This window comes from Niveispirillum fermenti (genome assembly GCF_048066175.1).
Classification (GTDB): Bacteria; Pseudomonadota; Alphaproteobacteria; order Azospirillales; family Azospirillaceae; genus Niveispirillum; species Niveispirillum fermenti.
In genome coordinates, this window is record NZ_JBLTXA010000001.1 from 155,517 (window position 1) to 175,237 (window position 19,721).

The window sequence follows — 19,721 nt, forward strand, 5'->3', positions numbered from 1 at the left end:
CGATGACGGTTCTCTCTCTTCTTGTCACCCCACTCCAGACCATCCGTTCGCGGATGGTCTTTTTTTATCCTCATTTCATGCGGACACAAAAACGCCCGCCGGTGAAACCGACGGGCGTTCGACGACATCACGGCGCAAGTCCGACCTGCCCGAAGCCTCTGGCGCCGGATATCAGGCCTGACCCAGGGATGCAGCAGCCGGTTCGGCCGGCGGAGCCGCATCGCCATTTTCCGCAGCACCGTTCTCCCTGGCCACCTCTTCCAGCCGCGCGGCAATCTGGGGCACGATCGGGCTGTCGGGGTGGGTTTCACGATAGAGATCGGCCAGCGCCTGCGCCTTGGGCAGATCGATCCGGGCGACGCCGGCGATCATGTTGGCAAGCTGAACATGGCCCACCTGCACCTGCGGGGCAAGACGGGTGGCGGCCAGATAGGCCTCGGCCGCCGTATCGACATTGCCCGCCGCCTCATGCACACGGCCAAGGGCATATAGCGCTTCCGGCATCTGCGGACGGCGGGCCAGGCACGATTCGAAGGCCGCGGCCGCATCGGCCAATTGCCCCATCCGGAACAGAACATTGCCCAGGTTGAACAGCGGTTCCAGTGCGTTGGGATCGGCCTGGGTGGCCCGCTGCCACGCCTCCGCGGCCAACGGCAATTCCCCGGTCTGTTCCCGCACCAGAGCCAGACCCGACCAGGCGTCACGGAAATCGGGATCCAGCTCCACCGCGCGGGTCAGGCTTTCGATGGCTTCGTCCAGCTTGCCCTGCTGGGCCAGCGCCATGCCCAGATTATGATGCGGCGGCGGATGGTCCGGCTTCAGCGCGCGGGCCTTCTTCAGGGCGGTGATCGCCTCGTCGATCTTGCCCAGGCCCTGCAGGGTGGCGCCCAGGTTGGACCAGGCGACACGGATGTCCGGATGTTCGGCATAGATCTTGGTGATCTTGCGCAGCGTATCCGCCGCTTCCTTCAACCGGCCCTGCCGGTGCAGTTCCGTCGCCGCCCGCATGTCGGACGGAAAACTATTCAGCATCGCATCGGACTTGGTCAGGTCGGCGATCTTGCGACGGCGATCATGGCGATTCATGAAAAGACTACCCGGATTCCTGGTGGGACCTTGTCAACACCGACTTGATAGCAAGTCGTAAAGGAAAACGAAACCACGCAGCAGTCTTAACCCTGCGCTTTGACGATAAAAAACGGGGCCGGTCCCTTTCGGGACCGGCCCCGTCTTCCATGACGATCATGGACGATCCGCTTTGGCGGTGGACCCCGCCTGCGGATGCTTTCCGATCAGCCGGCGAGAACCCGGATGCCGGAGAGATCCGCGCGGGTCCGCAAAGTGGAACGAGACATCGGATCACCTCCTTTCTGCAAGTTGCAACGACAAGACAAAGATGGGGCGTTTCGCACCACAGGTCAAGCCAATTCATCCGATATCGGAATAGTCACGCCTTGGGGGCCGGATGCCGGGGTCAATGCCCCTCATGCCCGGTATGATCCCCGTGGTCGCCATGATCGTGGCCGTGCGCCTGCGTGTCGGCCGGCTTCCACTCGTAACGCGCCTGCAATGGTCCCTTGCCGGCCAGGGTGACGAGGGTGGCGATGCGGGTCCCGGCGGGCACCGCCTGATCCAGGCGGCCCGACAGGCTGTTGGGACCGGCGGGTGCCAGAGCGACCTGCACCGGCGCGCCATCCAGCAGCAGGGTCGCGGTGCCTGTCGCCCCGGCCGTGTCCACCGGCTTGTCGTGCATCGTGTTGAGGTAGAGCGTCAGGGTGCCGTCGGCGATCATCAGTTCCTGATGCAGCGGCCCGGCATGCACCTGCATACCGCCATGCGGCCCGACGGGCGGCGCATGGGCCAGCGCCGGCAATGGCGACACCGCCAGCGCAGCAGCCAGAATCAGGGCAAATTGCTTGTTCATGGACATTTCTCCTTTCAGAAATCCCGGCCAAGTGGCCGTTAGGGTCAGAAAATCTCGGCCGGGTGGCCGTTTGCGCTGGTTTCAGGGGATTTATCGCCCCGCAGCCGTTCAATGGCGGGACCGCCGAACCGGGCGAACAGGATCGGGGTCAGGATCATGTCCAGCAGCGTGGCACTGATCAGACCGCCGAAGATGGTGACGGCGACGGGATGCAGGATTTCCTTGCCCGGCGCATCGGCCCCGATCAACAGCGGCACCAGCGCCAGCCCGGCTGATAGGGCCGTCATCAGCACCGGCACCAGTCGTTCCCGGCTGCCGCGCCGGATCATGGCGGGGCCGAAAACCTCCCCCTCGATCCGGCAGAGGTTGATGTAATGGCTGACTTTCAGAATGCCATTGCGGGTGGCAATACCCGCCAGGGTGATGAAACCCACCATGCTGGCCACCGACAGGGGCAGGCCGGCCAGCCACAGGGCCGCCACGGACCCGATCAGCGCCATCGGCACGGTGCCCATGATGATCAGCACGGGCACGAGCGAGCGGTAGCGGCTGTAGAGCAGCAGCAGGACCAGCACGAAGGAAACCAGGGATAGCAGCACCATGGTCCGCGCCGCCTGTTCCTGCGCCTGGAAGGTGCCTTCCAGGCTGGCATGCGTGCCGGCCTGCATCGGGGTGTCGGCCAGAACGGCTCGAATATCCGCGACGATGGCCGCCATGTCCCGGCGCCCGTCGCCATTGGCCAGAATGGCCAGCCGCCGCCGGCCATTCTCGCGCATGATCTCGTTCGGGCCATCGGCCTCCGTCACGCTGGCCAGATGGGCGAGCGGCACGGGGCCGACGGCCGTGTCGATCAGAAGCCGGCCCAGCGCCGCCGGCCGGCGATCCTCATCGACCAGCCGCAGGACAAGATCGTGCCGGCGCTCGCCTTCGATGATCTCCGCCATCGTCTCGCCATTGGAGAGAACCTCCACGGCGTGCAGCACGGCGGCCGGGGTCACGCCATGGGCACGGGCGCGGTCCGGGTCCACCGCCACGCGCACCTGCGGGATCAGCACCTGCTTTTCGATCTGCAGGTCGACCAGCCCCGGAATGGTGGACAGGCGCTGTTGCAACCCGCCCGCCAGTGCCCGCAGGGCCTGCATGTCCTCGCCATACAGCTTGACGGCCAACTGCGCCCGCACGCCGGACAGCATGTGATCCAGGCGGTGTGAAATAGGCTGCCCCAGATTGACCGACACGGGCAGTGCCGACAGCCGCTGGCGGATATCCGCCAAGATCTCCGCCTTTCCCCGTGCAGATGGCCGCAGATGCGCCTCCATCTCGGACATGTGAACGCCCATGGCATGTTCATCCAGTTCGGCCCGTCCCGTCCGACGGGCGATGCCCGTCACCTCGGGCACCTCCAGGATCAGACTTTCCGCCATGCGTCCCACCGACGCCGACGGGTCCAGCGCGATGCCGGGGTTCAGCGACAGCGTTATGGTCAGCGTGCCTTCGTTGAAGTCGGGCAGGAAGGCGCGTGGCAGGAAGGGGACGGCCGCCAGCGCCGCCAGGATGGCAACCGCCACGCCGCCCAGGACAGCCCCGCGATGCGCGAAGGCCAGGTCCAGCAGCCGGTCGTTGCCCGCCTTAAGACGGCGGACCAGCCAGCCTTCGCGATGGATGGCCCCCGCCAGGCGGGGCAACAGATGAAAGGCCAGCACCGGGGTCACCGTGATGGCCGTGACCAGACTGGCCAGGATCGCGGTGATATAGGCGATGCCCAGCGGCGCGAACAGCCGCCCTTCCACCCCCGAAAGGGCGAACAGCGGCACGAAGACCAGGACGATGATGGCCGTGGCGTAAACGATGCCCGACCGCACCTCCGCACTGGCTGCCAGCACGATGGAGAATACAGGCCCCGGCGCGGGCCGGGCCGCATTCTCCCGCAGGCGGCGGAAGATGTTCTCCACATCCACCACCGCATCATCGACCATTTCGCCGATGGCGATCGCCAGCCCGCCCAGCGTCATGGTGTTGATGGTCAGGCCCAGCGCCTTGAAAACCAGCACCGTGACCAGCAGGGAAACGGGAATGGCCGTCAGGCTGATCAGCGTGGTCCGGGCATTACCCAGGAACAGGAAGAGGATGATGGCCACCACCACCCCGGCCTCCACCAGGACGCGGCCCACATTGGCGACACTGTTCTCGATGAAATCGGCCTGCCGGAAAACGATGGCGGGTGCCGCCACGCCTGCGGGCATGCCGGCAGACAGTTCATCAAGCGCCTGTTCCACAGCCCGCGTCAGGGTCAGCGTGTCGGCATCCGGCTGCTTCTGCACCGAGATAAGCACGGCCGGACCGCCATCCAGCCCGGCATCGCCGCGACGCGGACGGGGGGCATGCTCGACCAGCGCCACATCGCCCAGGGTGATCACGGCACCGTCGCGCACGGCCACGGCAAGACGGCGCAGGTCCTCCAGCCGGTCGGTGCGGCCGATGCCGCGGATCAGCAGTTCCTCCCCCTGCCGGTCCACCACACCGCCGCCGGCATTGGCACCATAGCCGGCCAGCGCCGTCCGCAGGTCGGCCAGCGTGACGCCCAGAAGGGCCATGCGGCCCGTATCGGGTGCCACGCGGAACTGACGCACCTGCCCGCCCATGGGAATGACTTGGGAGACGCCAGGGATGGACAACAGACGGGGCCGCACATTCCAGTCGGCCAGATCGCGCAGGCGCATCGGATCGATCGCCCCATCGGCCGCCGGCGTCAGGGCGACCAGCATGATCTCTCCCATGATGGAGGAGATGGGGCCCATCTGAGGCACCGCCCCCGGCGGCAGACGGTCCGACAGCCGTGACAGCCGTTCCGCCACCTGTTGCCGGTTGCGATGGATTTCCGTGGCCCAGCCGAACTCCACCGTCACCACGGACAGGCCGGCGGCCGATGTGCTGCGCACCCGCTCCACACCGGGCATGCCGTTCATGGCGGTTTCGATGGGAAAGCTGACCAGCCGTTCCACCTCCTCCGGCGCCAGGCCGGGGCTTTCGGTCATCAAGGTGATGGTCGGCCGGTTCAGGTCCGGGAAGACATCCACCGACAGACGGTCCAGCGTGAAAACGCCATAGACCATCAGCAGCAGGGCGACCACCAGCACCAGCACACGGTTGCGCAGGCTGGCGGCGACGATTGTCGTGAACATCGCACGCCCCCCTATCGTATCTGGTTCAGCAGGTCGGCGCCCTGCACCACGATGCGCATGCCGGCATCGGCGCCCGCCAGCACGCGGACATGTTCCGCCCCGGCCGGCACCGTGCGCACGGCATGGGGCACGAATCGCTGCGCACCCGCATGTTCGAGTATGGCGGGCAGCCCGTCGGGCCCGCGCACCAATGCGGTGCGCGGCAGCAACAGCCCCTCTTCCACCGGACCGGTCCTCAGGAACAACGACAGGATGGCACCGGCAACGGGCGGCCTTTCACCCCATGTTTCTCCGTCCGGCAGGCGCAACAGCAGGCGGGTGGCCCCCGCCGGCCCCGGCCCCTGTCCCACCAGGACCAGCGGCACCGCGCGCGCGCCGATCGCCGCGACAAAGCCGGCACCGGGCGGCGGCGGGCCGTCGAAGGACAGGGCCTCCACCAGCAGCACCCCGGGATCGGCCAGTTCGAAGATCGGGGTGACATCCCGATCCTCGATCATCATGCCGGCGATGGCGCTGGTGGCCGTGATCACCCCGTCGATGGGGGCGACCAGCGGCACACGGGCCACCTGGGCCCGGGACAAGGCCCGGCGTTGCCGCAGCAGGCCATCCAGGTTGGTTTGTGCGGCATCGATCTCCCGCTGCGGCACGGCACCCGACAGCTTCGACACACGCTCCCATTGCTGGCGGGCCAGCCGGATCTCGCGATCCAGTCCGGCGAGCTGTTCAGAGATGCCGCCCCCCTCCTCCACCCGCAGAACCGGCTCGACATAGGCCAGCACCTGTTCCGCCTTCACAACAGTGCCGGGCAGGGGAAATCCCCCTTCCGGCGGCATCAGCCGTCCCGATTGCGGCGACTGCACCCAGCCGGACCGGTTGGGATCGGCGATGATGCGGCCCGCCAGGGGACGGACGGGGGCCACCTGTCCCACGTCCAGAAGCATGGTGCGCACCGACAGCAGACGCTGCGTCGGTTTGGGCACAAAAAGGCCGCCATCGGGCAGACGGGCCGGCCGCGTGCCAAACGGGGGCGCCACATCCGCCGGCCCGCCATGGTCATGACCCTCATGGGCCAGCACGCGGCCCGCAGGCCAGGACAGCAGCACCAGCAGCACCAGGACCAAGCCCGTCCCGCGGCGGCGCATCAGGGCGATGCCGGCGGCCAGCAGCAAACCCAGGGCGAAGCCCACCCCCATACCGGCCAGCAGCGCACCAAGCCCGATCCCCCCGTCGGGGCCTTTTTCTGTTGCCGCACGGGGAACCGTCAGGGTGCCGACCAGCAGGTCGGCCATCCCGTCACCTGTCACGGTCAGGGCCAGCGCGTAATCGCCGGGCCGGCCGGCCCATGGAACGGCCAGTTGATATGTCCCGTCGGCGGCGGCCGGCACGGGCACCGGTGCCCCCCCATCCACGGAAAGGGTGACTTTCGCTTCCGTGACCGGGCTGTTGTCAGCCAGCCGGTCGATGAACAGGGTCAGGTCGGGTCCCCGCAACAGACCGACAAGCTGAACATCACCGCCATCGGCTTCAAGCATGGACGGGGTATCGGCGCGATCAGCGGGGACAGGCGCGGCGGGGCCGTGATCATGGCCTTCATGAGAAATAGCGGGCAACGGCACCATCAGGGCCGCAAGCAGCAACACCCCGCAGAGCAGGCGCATCGGGACAAGCATGGGATATTCCATCGACGGCACGTGAAACAAGCCGGCCCACCCTTCCCGACAGGAAGGGCGCCGGCACGAACATCGGCGTCAGGTGGAAAGCGGGGGGCGAAGATCGGGGGGTGGGTGCCGCCCGGCGGGATCATCGCTGCGGGACGGCGGCAGGCACAGGCCCGACACGGCCCGGACAAAGGGTCCGGACCCAGCCGGCAGTCCGGCCGGCATATGGGTCATGCAGGCAGACAGGCAACCGCAGGCGCAAAGATCCTGACAACGGCCATCGGTCCCGTGATCGCGCCGATGATCCTGCCCAGCGGCCGTGACGCCATGGCCGGCCATGTCATGGCAATCACCATGGGCCGGCGCCGAAACGAAACTTGTCGGCGTTGCCGTTCCGTCACCGGCATGGTGCGCACCATCATGAGCCGCGGCGGCGGACAGGCCGAACAGGGCCAGCACCAGCGCCACGGCGCCGGCCTTCAGCAAACCTGTCCAATAAAGCCCGATGCGCGACATGCGTCCTTCCCGGTGCGATAACCTGTGGAAGAATGGGCCGACGTGCCGGCCGCCGCAAGCGGCTTGACCGGTGATCAGCCATTAAAAAGGCGGGCATCGCCTGCGCGAGCCCGCCTTTGCAGGGGTCCGGCCCTTTGGAGGCCGGTCAGCGTCGCGATTTCGTCTCGCCGGCCGCCAGTTCGGCCTTCAGGGCGCGGATGCGCTCCAGCATCGTGTCCTTCAAACCGGGAGTCGGCTTCGGGCCCAGGGCGGCCAAGGCCGATTCAAGCTGCAACAAGGCGCGGCGCTTCTCCGCGTCGTTGCGCTTCAGGGGCCGGTTGTCGCTGCGCTGTCCTTCCATCGAACGCATGATCAATCCCTTAACGGTTACGGTAACCAGTGATAGGCAACGAAAAAGCCCCGGCCTTTCGGCACGGGGCTTTTTCCGTATCTGCCAAATGATGCCAAAGTCAAGCATCCGGCTCCGGCGCCACACCCAAGAATTACCTTCCTGGAAGGTGGCGTCCCCAACGGGATTCGAACCCGTGTTACCAACGTGAAAGGCTGGTGTCCTAGGCCTCTAGACGATGGGGACGTCGTCGGTGGGCGGTTAATTAGCCGGGACGACGGGCCTGATCAAGCACTTTTTTTCATGATCCTGCATATCGCCCATTCCGAGACCCGAAGGGATCATTTCTTATATCGGTCCAGGGTCCGCTCGACACGATATTCCAGGTCGCGGATGATGTTCAGCGACGGCAATCCCTTCAGCACCTTCAGCACGCCGGCCAACTGGGCCAGGGCGATTCCGTGACGGGGCCGCGCACGCAGATACTCCACACGGAAATTGATCCCGATTTCCAGCCGCTGTTCCAGGTCGGCCTCCTTGGCGCGCACCAGCCGTTCCTGGCCCTCCTGCTCCATCAGCTTCTTCACGGCCGTGAACAGGACGGTGGCGGCCTGGGCGATGCCCAGTTCCTCTTCCGTCGGGGCGTGGGTCATGTCGGGTTCCAGCCGCACCTCCGCACCCTTCTTCTCCTGCAACTGCTTGACGGGCAGCACGATGGCGCAATCCTGCATCGCGGCTGCCAGGAAACTGTCGACCGCCTGCATGACGCGGTTGCGCGCCTCGGCCAGCAGGCGCTGCCATTCCGGATTCGGCTCGACGTGAACCTCCTCCGCCAGGCCCTTGATCATCACCTGCGCATCCGACACCAGCCGGGCGCTGGTCAGCAACCAGACGCGCCGGGCCATGACGGGGCCGCCAGCGGCACGGCCGATTTCCGTCAGGGTGCGGGTCAGATCAGAGAAAAGCCGGGCGGGGATGAGCCGGGCCGGGTGGTTGCCCGACACATGCGTCATGTCCTGGGACAGCATGCGCACCAGCCGCAACGCCTGGAACGGTTGCGCCAGCATGGTCATCAGGCCGAAGAAGAAATATTCCACGATGTCGGTACCGGCATTGTGGATGTTGAGATAGGCGGTGCGGGCCACGGCGACCGCCTTGGGCGTAAAGTCGAAAACGGGTCCTTCCTCCACCCCCGCCATGCGGCGGATGCGGTGCAGCGTGGGGGTCAATTGCCCGTTCAGGCTCAGCAGCACGGCAATTTCCTCCATATCCTCCAGCGCGCGGTCGCTGCCCAGGATGGCCGCCAGTTCCCCACGCCGGCCATAGGACCGCCGTGCCTCATCCAGGATGGCACGGGTGGCGTCCGCCGCCGCCAGGGCGCCCCGGTCGGCAAAGGTCTGAAGATCGGTCCAGCGCTGCTCACGCACGGCGCGGCCATATTCCGCCTCCATGGTCAGCAACAGGGTGCGGTGGGGAGAGGTCTGCAGGATACGCCACCAGGGCGCCAGAATCTGGCGCGGCAGCGCGGCCTTGCGCTTCTCCTCATGCGGGTCGCCATTATAAAGGAAAAGCTCTACCCCCATGCACACGGCACGCTGGAACGTCTGAATGCGGGCGGGTTTCAGCGAACGCAGCCGCGGGCGCAGCGTGTCCAGGATCTGCTCGTCGGTCGGATCGCGCCGTTCGGCGGCACGGGCCATTTCCACGGCGCGGGCCACGCGCAGCAGGGACGGGTCGTCCAACTGGTCGAAATGGGCCTGCAGCTTCGATACGGCTGAACCGGAGTCCCCTGGCGCCTCCGCCGCGGGTTTCGTCTTTGTTTCCTCGGACTTCTGTACCGGCGTTCCCGCCGACCGTACCGTCATGACAATGATCGCCCCGTTCAAGAAACCGCTTGCGACCACCCCCCGTTTCGCACGGCCCGACCCGGTCGGGGAGCGATGGGAGACTATAAGACAAAGGCCGGCGCCTGTCTTTAACGATCTGGTAACAATTTAACGCGAACGGGTTAAGGTCCGATCAAGGAAAGGTGAAATCTCGATGATGGTTGGTTCAGGATGGATTTCCGGAAACAGCGGCATCATCGATCAACAACTGCACCCCGTCATTGCCATTCCAACGGTCGGGCCGCAAAGTTCCCGCCAAATGCATGGGCCGGCCGCCACTTTGCAGCAAGGCAGGCCCCAGATCGCCATCCATGGCCCGGAAAGCGATGGATTTCAGGCGGCTGCCATCGCTGCCCGTCAGGATGCAGCGCACATGATTGGCCCCCACGACATCAGCCTTCACGATACGCGCGTCGGTCACCGCGAAACGCGGTTCGGCATTGCCCGTGCCATAGGGAGCCAGGCGTTCCAGATGGCGCAGCAATTCGGTGTTGGCGGCACGAACCGACATTGCGCCATCCAGCGACATCGATGGCACAAGCGGCCCGACATCATCCAGTTGCCGGGCGATGCGTTCACGCAGGAAAGCCCGCAAATCGTCGATTCTCTCCCGTTCCACGGTGAAGCCGGCCGCCATCGCATGCCCACCGCCCGCCACTAGCAAGCCCGCCTGACGGGCGGCGATGATGGCGGAGCCCAGATCCACGCCGCGCACCGACCGGCCCGACGCCTTGCCCAGCACGCCGTCCAGGGCCACGACGCAGGCAGGGCGGCTGTACCGGTCCTTCAGGCGCGATGCGACGATGCCGATGACACCGGGGTGCCACCCCTCGCCCACGGCCAGGACCAGTTCGGGACAGGTATCGACCTCCGCATCCATCATGGCGATGGCATCGTCCAGAACCGCCGCCTCGATGGCACGGCGTTCGGCGTTGAAGGCGTGCAGTTCCTTGGCCAGCGCCGCCGCCTCCGCGGCCGACTCCGTCGCAAGCAGCGTGGTGCCGAGATCGGCCCGGCCGACACGGCCACCGGCATTGACCCGCGGCCCGATAATATAACCGGCATGGTAGGCATCCATCGCCTCGTTCACACCCGCCACGTCGGCCAGGGCGGAAATGCCGATATTGGCCCGCTTGCCCATGACGCGCAGCCCCTGCGCCACGAAGGCCCGGTTCAGGCCCACCAGCGGCACAACATCGCAAACCGTTCCCAGCGCCACGATATCCAGCCAGGACATCAGGTCCGGCTCCGTCCGGCCATTGCTGTAGAAGCCGGATTTACGCAGCGCACGGTTGACCGCCACGATCAACAGGAAGGTCACACCGACGGCGGCCAGCGTCGATAAAGGCCCGCCGGCCGGTTCATCCAGGCGATTGGGGTTGACCACAGCGGTCACGGCCGGCAGGCGCGGCTCGGCCTTGTGATGGTCCACCACCACCACTTCCAGCCCGGCCGCCACAGCCCCGTGCAGCGGATCAAAGCTGGTGACGCCGCAATCAACCGTCACCACGAGCACGACCCCTTCCGCCTTCAGCTTCAGCAGGGCGGGCAGGTTCGGGCCGTAGCCCTCCTCGATCCGGTCGGGAATATAGACGCGCAATTCCCGTCCCAGTGAGCGAAAGAACCGGTTCAGCAAGGCCGTCGATGTGGCACCATCAACATCGTAATCGCCGAAGACGGCCACCTTCTCCCCATCGCGGATGGCGCGGGCCAGCCGTTCGGCGGCCACGTCCATGTCGTGCAGCACCGATGGATCGGGCATGAAGGCCCGCAGGGTGGGGGTCAGGAACCGTTCCGCCTCTTCCACGCCGACCCCACGTCCGGCCAGCAGGCGCCCCACCAGTTCCGGCAGCCCATGCGCCTGGGCCAGCGCCAGCGCCAGCCTTTCGTCACTGTTGCGGGCCTTCCAGCGGCGGCCGGTGATGGAGCTTTCAACGCCCAGAAAGGCGGGATTGGTCATGGCAATGTGAACCGTCGGGTGAAAGGATTCCGGCCTCACCATAGCAAAAAGCCCCGCCACCGGAAGGGCGACCTTCCCATGACGGGGCCTTGATCAGGGCAGGAACGATTTTACCGCCCCAGCGAAAGGCATGCCGGAGAAAACCGGCGTACAGGCTTACCGCTTCGCTTCCGGGATCATGCTGGTCTTGGTGCGGAAATTGTGATGCGCTTCGACATAGCGCACCGTGCCCGACTTGGAGCGCATCACCACCGAATGGGTGATGGCACCACCGGCGAAGCGACGCACGCCGCCCAGCATCGGACCCGTGGTCACGCCCGTGGCGCAGAACATCACGTCGCCCTTGGCCAGATCGTACAGCCCGTACTTCTTGTCCAGGTCCGTCACGCCCCAACGCTTGGCACGCTCCCGCTCGGCATCGTTGCGGAACAGCAGACGGCCCTGGAACTGCCCGCCGATACAGCGCAGCGCGGCGGCGGCCAGCACACCTTCCGGCGCACCACCGGACCCCATATAAAGATCGATGCCCGCCGCCGGCTGGGCGGTGGCGATCACGCCGGACACGTCGCCATCGCCGATCAGCATGATACGCGCACCGGCCTCACGCACCCGGGCGATCAGCTCGGCGTGACGCGGGCGGTCCAGAATGCAGACGACCAGTTCGGACACGTCCGCACCCTTTGCCTTGGCCAGGTTCCGCAGGTTGGCGTCGACCTTCTCGTCCAGGTCGACCACCCCATCCGGCAGGCCGCCGCCCACAGCGATCTTGTCCATATAGACGTCGGGCGCATTCAGGAAGCCGCCGGCCTCCGCCATGGCGATGACGGCCAGGGCGTTGGGACCACCCTTGGCACAGATGGTCGTGCCTTCCAGCGGGTCCAGCGCGATGTCGATCTTGGGGCCCTGGCCGGTGCCGACCTTTTCCCCGATATAAAGCATCGGGGCCTCGTCACGCTCCCCCTCCCCGATCACGACCGTACCGTCGATGGACAGCGCGTTCAGCGCCTTGCGCATGGCATCCACGGCCGCCTGATCGGCAGCCTTCTCGTCGCCGCGGCCCATCAGCAGGGAGGCCGACAGGGCCGCCGCCTCGGTGACGCGGACGACTTCCAGCGCCAGGTTGCGATCCATGACCAGCGAGATGTCGCCCTTGGGATTGGTCGTGCCACTCATTGCTTGTCCCCTTCTTGTCGATGCCGGCGTCTTGTCTGCGGTCCGTCGCCCAGGCGCCGTTCCCGGCCGGTATGGTACCGGTGTTGGTCAGAAATCCTCGATGCGGATCATGCGCGGCGGCTCCGTAACGCTGTCCAGCGATGCGATGGTGGCGAGCGCCTGCTGCATGGCCGCCTCATCCGTATCGTGCGTGGTCCAGACAACCGGCACGGCCTCACCCGGCGCGCGGCCGCGCTGCAGGAACGCCTCCATGGAGACATTCTGGTCACGCAGAGTCGCCGCGATCTCTGCGATCACGCCCGGACGATCCACCACCATCAGACGCACATAATAGCGGCCGCGGCGGTTGCTGATCGGCGACGCCTTGGCCACCTCCAGAGCGGAAGCCGGGACACCGAAGGTCGGGGTGGAACGGCCGCGCGCGATATCGACCAGATCGGCCACCACGGCGGACGCCGTCGGCCCCTCGCCGGCGCCCCGGCCCACCAGCACCACCTTGTCCACGAAATCGCCATCGGCCACCACGGCGTTGAAAACGCCGTCCGTGGCGCCGATCGGGCTGCTGATCGGCACCATGCAGGGATGCACGCGCTGCTCGATCCCATCCTCCGTCCGCCGGGCGATGCCCAGCAGGCGGATGCGATAGCCCAGTTCCTGCGCATAGGCGATGTCGAGCGCCGAGATATGGCGGATGCCCTCGATATGCACCGACCTGAAATCGACATGCACACCGAACGCCACGGCCGTCAGCACCGCCAGCTTGTGCGCGGCGTCCACCCCATCCACGTCGAACGACGGATCGGATTCCGCATAGCCCAGGCGCTGGGCATCGGCCAGCACGTCGGCAAAGTCGCGTCCCGTGGTCCGCATCTCCGTCAGGATATAGTTGCAGGTGCCGTTCAGGATGCCGTGGACTTCACGGATATTGTTGGCGGCCAGCCCTTCCCGCAGCCCCTTGATGGCGGGGATGCCGCCGGCCACGGCCGCCTCATAGGCCAGCGAGACGCCAGCCGCTTCCGCCCTGGCGGCCAGCGATGCGCCATGATGGGCCAGCAGGGCCTTGTTGGCCGTCACCACGGGCTTGCCGGCGGCGATCGCCGCCTCCACGGCCTGCTTGGCAACCCCGTCCGAACCGCCGATCAGTTCCACCAGCACATCGATGCCGTCATCGACGGCCAGATCGGCGGCATTGTCGTGCCAGCGCAGGCCGGACAGATCAATCCCGCGATCACGGGACCGGTCGCGGGCGGACACGGCCGTCACCTGGATGGGACGGCCGGCACGCCGGGTCAGCAGTTCGCCATGGGTGGCCAGGAGCTTCAGGACCCCGCCGCCGACCGTTCCCAGGCCGGCGACACCGATACGCAGGGCTTTGCCATCAACCATGAAGAAAATCCTTACTCAACAGCGGCGGATTCAGACGTGACAGGCGCATTGGCCTTGCGCGCCTTGTCCAGGAACAGCTTGATATTGCGCGTGGCCTGACGGATGCGCTGGGTGTTCTCCACCAGGCCGAAACGCACATGGCTGTCGCCATATTCGCCGAAGCCGATGCCGGGGCTGACGGCCACCTTGGCCTCCTGCATCAGCAGCTTGGCGAATTCCAGGCTGCCCAGGTGCTTGAACTGGTCCGGGATTTCGGCCCAGACGAACATGCTGGCCTTGGGCACGGCCACGTTCCACCCGGCCTGATGCAGACCTTCAACCAGCACGTCGCGGCGGTGGCGATACATTTCCCGGATTTCCAGCACGCAATCCTGCGGGCCGTTCAACGCCGCCGTGGCCGCCACCTGGATGGGGGTGAAGGCGCCGTAATCGACATAGGATTTGAACTTGGCCAGCGCCCCGACCAGCTTCTTCGATCCCACGCCGAATCCGACACGCCAGCCCGGCATGCTGTAGGTCTTCGACAGGCTGTTGAACTCCACCGTGATGTCGCGCGCCTCGGGGATCTGAAGGACCGACGGCGGCGGGTTGCCGTCGAAATAAATCTCGGCATAGGCGATGTCGGACAGGATGTAGATCCCGTGCTTCAGGCAAAGATCCACGATGGGGCGGTAGAAATCCAGCGTCACGGTCTGGCCCGTCGGATTGGACGGGAAGCTGACGATCAGGGCCGTGGGCTTGGGCACCGAATGCTTGATGGCACGCTCCAGGGCCGGGACGAAATCATCCAGTCCCTTGTCCACGGGAATGTGGCGCAGGGCGGCACCGGCCAGCATGAAACCGAACGGATGGATCGGATAGCTGGGATTGGGCACCAGGATCACGTCGCCGGGGCTGGTGATGGCCTGTGCCAGGTTGGCCAGCCCTTCCTTGGAACCGATGGTGACGATCGCCTCGGTCTCCGGATCGATATCGACATCGAACCGGCGTTTGTAATACGCGCTGATCGCCTTGCGCAGGCCGGGAATGCCGCGGCTCTGGCTGTAGCGGTGGGTCTTGGGGTTCTGAACCGCCTCGACCATCTTCGCCACGATATGCGGCGGCGTCGGCTGGTCGGGATTGCCCATGCCGAGGTCGATGATGTCCTCCGCGGCGGCCCTAGCTCGCGCCTTCATCGCATTCACTTCTGCGAAGACATAGGGCGGAAGCCGCTTGATGCGGTGGAATTCAGTGTCGCTCATGGACCTGGGCACCGGTTTGAAGATGATCGGGGCGAAATATGTAGCGCACCGCAACAGCCCCAAGCGACATGAATTTGCGCGCCATCCCCGCCATTCAGCCATGACCGGCGGGGATGGCGGACGGCATCATGCCGTCACATCCGGCGGGGGACGTCAGCCTTCGGGTGGGCGGGGCAGGGCCTGCGGCGCGGCGGGCGGCGCTTCGGGCACCTGCGGAATGTCGTCGGGCCGCCCGCGCGGTCCCAGCGGCGCTGTGCGCAGCGCGTCACCCGCGGCCTGCCCGCTGTCGCGGTCGGCCTGCAGGCGGTCCATCATGGCCTGACGTTCGATGGGGCTGGAGAATTCCTCCGGCCGGGCGGGCACGGCGCCGAGGTTGGCGGAGCCCTTGGCGGACGGGTCGGCCCGGCGGATCGCCCGTTCCCCCGTCAGCACGCGGACGGGGTCGGCGTCGGTGATGTCCTGTGGCCGTGCCGGGGCGGGACCGTCATCGAAGACGATGTCGGGCACGGGCACGCGCGCACAGCCGGCCAGGGCCAGCAGGCCCATGACGGCCAGGACCGCGAAGTGACGGGGCGATACGTATGCGGCGGTGAAAATCATGGCCGGATCGTGTATGAAAAAAAGTGGGACGGCAACCCGCCTGCCATACACTCTTTCGGACAGGCTGGCACGCGGAAAGCCGTACCATGGACCAAAGCCGGCGGCACCCCCTTCACCGGGGGCACAGAAGAAACGCATGTCCGGCAACCACCTGTTTGGGAAACGAGTGCTTAAGGAAAGCAGCATGGCCGAGCCGCAAGGACCCGAGATCAAGATCCCCGATCCGGTCGAAATGTCGCGCAACATGGCGCGCATCGCCGAACAGAGCCAGCGGCTGGTGGCCGACTTCCTGCAGCGGCAGAACGGTGAGAGCAGTGCGCCGCAGAGCCTGATGAATATCGGGGCCGCCTTCATGGAGATGACGGCCCGCCTGATGGCGGACCCGGCCAAGCTGATGCAGGCGCAGATGTCGCTCTGGCAGGATTACATGGCCCTGTGGCAGCGCACGACCCAGCGCCTGCTGGGCCAGGAGGCGGCACCGGTCGTCGCCCCGGCCAAGGAGGACAAGCGCTTCAAGGACAGCGCCTGGGACGAGAACACGCTGTTCGACTATATCAAGCAATCCTACCTGCTGACGGCACGCTGGCTGCAATCCACCGTCAAGGAGGTGGAGGGCATGGACGACAAGACGGCCAAGAAGGTCGATTTCTATACCCGTCAGTTCGTCGACGCCATGGCGCCCAGCAACTTTGTGCTGACCAATCCGGAGGTGTTGCGCGCCACGATGGAGTCGGGGGGCGAGAATCTGGTGAAGGGGCTGGAGAACCTGCTGGGCGACCTGGAACGCGGCAAGGGCCAGCTCGCCATCTCCATGACCGACTACAAGAAGTTCGAGGTGGGCCGCAATATCGCAGCCACGCCCGGCCAGGTCATCTTTCAGAACGACCTGATGCAGTTGATCCAGTACAATCCGACGACCGAGCAGCAAAATAAGCGGCCGCTGCTGATCGTGCCGCCCTGGATCAACAAATTCTACATCCTGGATCTGCGCCCGGCCAATTCGCTGGTGAAGTGGCTGTGCGACCAGGGGCATACGGTCTTCATCGTCTCCTGGGTCAATCCGGACGAGAAATTGTCGGCCAAGACATGGGAAGACTACATGACCGAGGGCCCGCTGGCCGCCCTGGACGCCATGGAGCAGGCGACGGGCGAGCGGGAAGTGAACCTTGTCGGCTATTGCATCGGCGGCACGCTGACCGCGTCCACCCTGGCCTATATGGCCGCCAAGGGCGATGACCGGGTGAAAAGCGTGCTGTACCTCGTCACGCTGACCGATTTCACCGAACCAGGGGAACTTTCCGTCTTCATTGACGAGGAGCAACTGGCCGCGCTTGAGGAGAAGATGAACAGCCAGGGCTACCTGAACGGGCAGTCCATGGCGACAACCTTCAACATGCTGCGCGCCAACGACCTGATCTGGTCCTTCGTCGTCAACAACTACCTGCTGGGCAAGGACCCGTTCCCCTTCGACCTTCTTTATTGGAATTCTGACGCGACCCGCATGCCGGCCGCCATGCACAGCTTTTATCTGCGCAACATGTATCAGCGGAATCTGCTGGTGCAGCCCGGCGCGCTGACGCTGAAGGGCGAGAGTATCGACCTGCGCAACATCAAGGTGCCGACCTTCATGCTGTCCACGCGGGAAGATCACATCACCCCGTGGAAATCCACCTATGCGGCAAGCCAGCTTTATGGTGGTCCGGTCAAGTTCGTGCTGGCGGCGTCGGGCCATATCGCGGGCGTTGTCAACCCGCCAGCCGCCAACAAATACAGCCATTTCCTGAACACCAAGCTGCCCAAGGACCCCGACCAGTGGCTGGCCGGCGCCCGGCAGGTGGAGGGAAGCTGGTGGCCCGAATATGCCAAATGGATCCAGAAATATGCCGGCCCCAAGGTGCCGGCCCGCGTGCCGGGCGACGGGAAGCTGACACCGGTCGAGCCTGCGCCCGGTTCCTACGTGAAGCTGCGCGCCTCGGATTGATGCCGCCGCCGCCCCCGCACCGAATGGGTGCGGGGGCGGCATCCCTCATGGCCGCCATTCGAACATGGTCAGCAGCGTGCGCTGCAACAGGCTGTTGAAATTATCGTCCGACACCAGATAGACGGCGACCCCGCCATCGGGCAGGGCACGCGCGTCGATGCCTTCGTAATTTTCCGTCGCCATGGGGGATGCCAGGCGTGCGATCTCCCGCCCGGCCAGCACACCGCCCGGGACAAGCATGGCCGGCAGGTCGGCCGCCGGGACATGGACGATGCGACTGCCCCAGCCGCCCAGCAACCCCACCCGCCGTTCCAGCACCAGCAACCCGCCATCCGGCAGGCGCGCCGCATCGACAGGCAGGAACGGCGGCAACGCCCGGTAGCAGAGCTCGATCCAATCACCGGACCGGCCGACCCAGGCGCGGTGCAGCCCCTGCCCCTCCCCCCCTTCGGCAATGGCCAGCAACCGGCCGTCGGAAAGGGCCAGCAGGGTTTCCAGCCCGCTGTTGAAGGGCAGGTCGGACAGGCCGGCGGGACCTTCGACCGGCGTTGCCGGCACGCCGGCCAGCGCCGGCGGGTAATGCCAGATGCTGTGGCGGCGCTCCATGGAGACGGCCCATCCGTCCCCCGGCCAGTCGCCCAGCAGCGCCAACCCCTCCGTATCGTTGAAGAAACCCGGGAACGGCTGCCCATCGGGACCCAACAGCAAGGCGACCTGGAAATCCGACGCAGCGGCCAGCCTGCCCTCTCCATCATAGGAGAGCCGGCCGGCGATACGCCGTCCACGGTCGCTGATGGCCACGAACTGGCTGCCATCAGGGGCGACGCGCAGGCTGGACAAGCCACCGAAATCAGCATTGCCGTCACGCAGATGCAGGCTTCCCCGCCAAAGCAGTTCACCGGCCCGCGGCGCACCGACCGGTTCCTCCAGCAGGGCGACGGGCACGCTGGGCGGTCCTTCCCGGCCACTCGCACAGCCGCCGCACAGCAGGGCGAGCGACAGAAGCACCGGCAGCACGCAGACAGAGCGGATCATCGGTGGCATACTCCTTTCAGCGAATGGCACGAACGGCTTATGCCAATCGGTCAGGGCCGTTCAGTTCCCCTTCCTATCGCGACTGCGAAACGTTTATCCTCTCTCACCAGGAAATGGCATCCCTCGAAATCAGCGGGCAAAAATCGATGGGCATTGACAAGATGACAGGCATTGAAGCGGGCCCGGAACCTGAATTGTCGGGCGACACTGCGCGACTGGACCGGATCGAAGCGCGACTGGCCGTGCTGGAAGATCGGGTGGCCGGTGCCGGGGCTGCCGTCCCCCCGCCGCCCGAGCCGGCACCGGTTGTCGCCAGCGGCAAGCCGGAATGGCTGACCCAATTGAACGATTTCGTGCGCAACAACCCGGTGCTGGCCCTGATCGGCGTCATCATCGTGCTGGTGATTGCGTCGCACATTCTTGACTGATCAACGGGCAGGCGGGGCGGATGAGCAGTTACAGCTTTGAAATCACGATGAAGTTCAAGAACCGCGGCGACATGGAAAAGGCCGAGGACTGGATCAACGACAATATCAAGGGCCTGTGGGCGCTGGAATTCCTGGGCATGCAGGAAGAGATGAGCGTTGATACCGGCCTGCGGTCCCAGGTCCTGAATGTGCTGTTCAAGTTCGGACGGCGCGAGGATTTCGAGCGGTTCCGCAACGAATATGTCATGGGCAAGCGCCCCGCCGCCGCCGCAACGAAGAAGCCGAAAGTGCCGGAAAAGCCCAAGGGGTTCTTCGCCCGCCTGTTCTCCTGACCGCGCAGCGCCAGGCCCTGAAAACAAAGGCCCGGACGGTGCGCCGTCCGGGCCTTTGACGTCAGAAGGCCGCGCGCCCATGCACAAAGCC

Annotated in this window: 16 protein-coding genes and 1 tRNA gene; 3 read left to right on the forward strand and 14 right to left on the reverse strand. The window is 65.9% G+C overall.

Annotated features, from left to right (window positions below; all coding sequences use genetic code 11):
• Positions 1-171 precede the first annotated feature (171 nt).
• The 13 genes from ACM9LZ_RS00635 to ACM9LZ_RS00695 all read right to left on the reverse strand — a co-directional run bounded on the left by ACM9LZ_RS00635 (position 172) and on the right by ACM9LZ_RS00695 (position 15,854).
• A complete protein-coding gene (locus tag ACM9LZ_RS00635) occupies positions 172-1,086 on the reverse strand; it encodes a tetratricopeptide repeat protein (protein ID WP_416617401.1) in 915 nt (304 codons plus the stop codon).
• 388 nt (positions 1,087-1,474) lie between these two features.
• Positions 1,475-1,924 carry a hypothetical protein gene (locus tag ACM9LZ_RS00640; protein ID WP_416617402.1) on the reverse strand — a complete coding sequence of 150 codons (450 nt, stop codon included), beginning with the start codon at positions 1,922-1,924 and terminating at the stop codon, positions 1,475-1,477.
• A 44-nt stretch (positions 1,925-1,968) separates the two neighbouring features.
• Positions 1,969-5,106 carry an efflux RND transporter permease subunit gene (locus tag ACM9LZ_RS00645; protein ID WP_416617403.1) on the reverse strand — a complete coding sequence of 1,046 codons (3,138 nt, stop codon included), beginning with the start codon at positions 5,104-5,106 and terminating at the stop codon, positions 1,969-1,971.
• 11 nt (positions 5,107-5,117) lie between these two features.
• The gene (locus ACM9LZ_RS00650) at positions 5,118-6,776 is read right to left on the reverse strand and encodes a hypothetical protein (RefSeq protein ID WP_416617404.1); all 1,659 of its coding nucleotides are present in this window, start codon (positions 6,774-6,776) and stop codon (positions 5,118-5,120) included.
• Between the two features lie 78 nt (positions 6,777-6,854).
• Positions 6,855-7,280: a hypothetical protein gene (locus ACM9LZ_RS00655; RefSeq protein WP_416617405.1), complete on the reverse strand. Its 426-nt coding sequence runs from the start codon at positions 7,278-7,280 to the stop codon at positions 6,855-6,857.
• Between the two features lie 145 nt (positions 7,281-7,425).
• Entirely contained in the window at positions 7,426-7,629 is a 204-nt protein-coding gene (locus ACM9LZ_RS00660; RefSeq protein WP_416617406.1) for a hypothetical protein, read from the reverse strand.
• A gap of 149 nt (positions 7,630-7,778) precedes the next feature.
• A tRNA-Glu gene (locus tag ACM9LZ_RS00665) sits at positions 7,779-7,854 on the reverse strand.
• Between the two features lie 95 nt (positions 7,855-7,949).
• Positions 7,950-9,473 (reverse strand): hypothetical protein, encoded by a 1,524-nt coding sequence (locus tag ACM9LZ_RS00670; RefSeq protein WP_416617407.1) that lies wholly within the window; start codon positions 9,471-9,473, stop codon positions 7,950-7,952.
• Positions 9,474-9,660: 187 nt separating this feature from the next.
• A complete protein-coding gene (gene recJ / locus ACM9LZ_RS00675; RefSeq protein WP_416617408.1) occupies positions 9,661-11,454 on the reverse strand; it encodes a single-stranded-DNA-specific exonuclease RecJ in 1,794 nt (597 codons plus the stop codon).
• A gap of 156 nt (positions 11,455-11,610) precedes the next feature.
• On the reverse strand, positions 11,611-12,585 hold the full coding sequence (glpX, locus tag ACM9LZ_RS00680) for a class II fructose-bisphosphatase (RefSeq protein ID WP_416617630.1): 975 nt from the start codon (positions 12,583-12,585) through the stop codon (positions 11,611-11,613).
• A gap of 129 nt (positions 12,586-12,714) precedes the next feature.
• Positions 12,715-14,013 (reverse strand): homoserine dehydrogenase, encoded by a 1,299-nt coding sequence (locus ACM9LZ_RS00685; RefSeq protein WP_416617409.1) that lies wholly within the window; start codon positions 14,011-14,013, stop codon positions 12,715-12,717.
• Between the two features lie 11 nt (positions 14,014-14,024).
• A complete protein-coding gene (locus ACM9LZ_RS00690) occupies positions 14,025-15,254 on the reverse strand; it encodes an LL-diaminopimelate aminotransferase (RefSeq protein WP_416617410.1) in 1,230 nt (409 codons plus the stop codon).
• A 153-nt stretch (positions 15,255-15,407) separates the two neighbouring features.
• Entirely contained in the window at positions 15,408-15,854 is a 447-nt protein-coding gene (locus tag ACM9LZ_RS00695; RefSeq protein WP_416617411.1) for a hypothetical protein, read from the reverse strand.
• Between the two features lie 184 nt (positions 15,855-16,038).
• On the opposite strand from ACM9LZ_RS00695, the gene ACM9LZ_RS00700 reads away from it, so the two are divergent.
• Positions 16,039-17,835 carry a PHA/PHB synthase family protein gene (locus ACM9LZ_RS00700; protein WP_416617412.1) on the forward strand — a complete coding sequence of 599 codons (1,797 nt, stop codon included), beginning with the start codon at positions 16,039-16,041 and terminating at the stop codon, positions 17,833-17,835.
• Positions 17,836-17,880: 45 nt separating this feature from the next.
• Here the strand turns inward: ACM9LZ_RS00700 and ACM9LZ_RS00705 are convergent, their stop codons facing one another.
• Positions 17,881-18,870 (reverse strand): esterase-like activity of phytase family protein, encoded by a 990-nt coding sequence (locus ACM9LZ_RS00705; protein WP_416617413.1) that lies wholly within the window; start codon positions 18,868-18,870, stop codon positions 17,881-17,883.
• A 161-nt stretch (positions 18,871-19,031) separates the two neighbouring features.
• Here ACM9LZ_RS00705 and ACM9LZ_RS00710 point away from each other — a divergent pair, with 161 nt between their 5' ends.
• Positions 19,032-19,298, forward strand: a complete 267-nt coding sequence (locus tag ACM9LZ_RS00710) for a hypothetical protein (RefSeq protein ID WP_416617414.1) — start codon at positions 19,032-19,034, stop codon at positions 19,296-19,298.
• Positions 19,299-19,318: 20 nt separating this feature from the next.
• Complete coding sequence (locus ACM9LZ_RS00715; protein ID WP_416617415.1) at positions 19,319-19,630, forward strand: hypothetical protein; 312 nt, start codon at positions 19,319-19,321, stop codon at positions 19,628-19,630.
• Positions 19,631-19,721: the final 91 nt, after the last annotated feature.

Coding starts and splice junctions, on each gene's coding strand:
- ACM9LZ_RS00635 (WP_416617401.1), bottom strand. CDS start 1,086: ATGAATCGCCATGATCGCCGTCGCAAGATCGCCGACCTGACCAAGTCC.
- ACM9LZ_RS00640 (WP_416617402.1), bottom strand. CDS start 1,924: ATGAACAAGCAATTTGCCCTGATTCTGGCTGCTGCGCTGGCGGTGTCG.
- ACM9LZ_RS00645 (WP_416617403.1), bottom strand. CDS start 5,106: ATGTTCACGACAATCGTCGCCGCCAGCCTGCGCAACCGTGTGCTGGTG.
- ACM9LZ_RS00650 (WP_416617404.1), bottom strand. CDS start 6,776: ATGCTTGTCCCGATGCGCCTGCTCTGCGGGGTGTTGCTGCTTGCGGCC.
- ACM9LZ_RS00655 (WP_416617405.1), bottom strand. CDS start 7,280: ATGTCGCGCATCGGGCTTTATTGGACAGGTTTGCTGAAGGCCGGCGCC.
- ACM9LZ_RS00660 (WP_416617406.1), bottom strand. CDS start 7,629: ATGCGTTCGATGGAAGGACAGCGCAGCGACAACCGGCCCCTGAAGCGC.
- ACM9LZ_RS00670 (WP_416617407.1), bottom strand. CDS start 9,473: ATGACGGTACGGTCGGCGGGAACGCCGGTACAGAAGTCCGAGGAAACA.
- recJ (WP_416617408.1), bottom strand. CDS start 11,454: ATGACCAATCCCGCCTTTCTGGGCGTTGAAAGCTCCATCACCGGCCGC.
- glpX (WP_416617630.1), bottom strand. CDS start 12,585: ATGGATCGCAACCTGGCGCTGGAAGTCGTCCGCGTCACCGAGGCGGCG.
- ACM9LZ_RS00685 (WP_416617409.1), bottom strand. CDS start 14,013: ATGGTTGATGGCAAAGCCCTGCGTATCGGTGTCGCCGGCCTGGGAACG.
- ACM9LZ_RS00690 (WP_416617410.1), bottom strand. CDS start 15,254: ATGAGCGACACTGAATTCCACCGCATCAAGCGGCTTCCGCCCTATGTC.
- ACM9LZ_RS00695 (WP_416617411.1), bottom strand. CDS start 15,854: ATGATTTTCACCGCCGCATACGTATCGCCCCGTCACTTCGCGGTCCTG.
- ACM9LZ_RS00700 (WP_416617412.1), top strand. CDS start 16,039: ATGGCCGAGCCGCAAGGACCCGAGATCAAGATCCCCGATCCGGTCGAA.
- ACM9LZ_RS00705 (WP_416617413.1), bottom strand. CDS start 18,870: ATGATCCGCTCTGTCTGCGTGCTGCCGGTGCTTCTGTCGCTCGCCCTG.
- ACM9LZ_RS00710 (WP_416617414.1), top strand. CDS start 19,032: ATGACAGGCATTGAAGCGGGCCCGGAACCTGAATTGTCGGGCGACACT.
- ACM9LZ_RS00715 (WP_416617415.1), top strand. CDS start 19,319: ATGAGCAGTTACAGCTTTGAAATCACGATGAAGTTCAAGAACCGCGGC.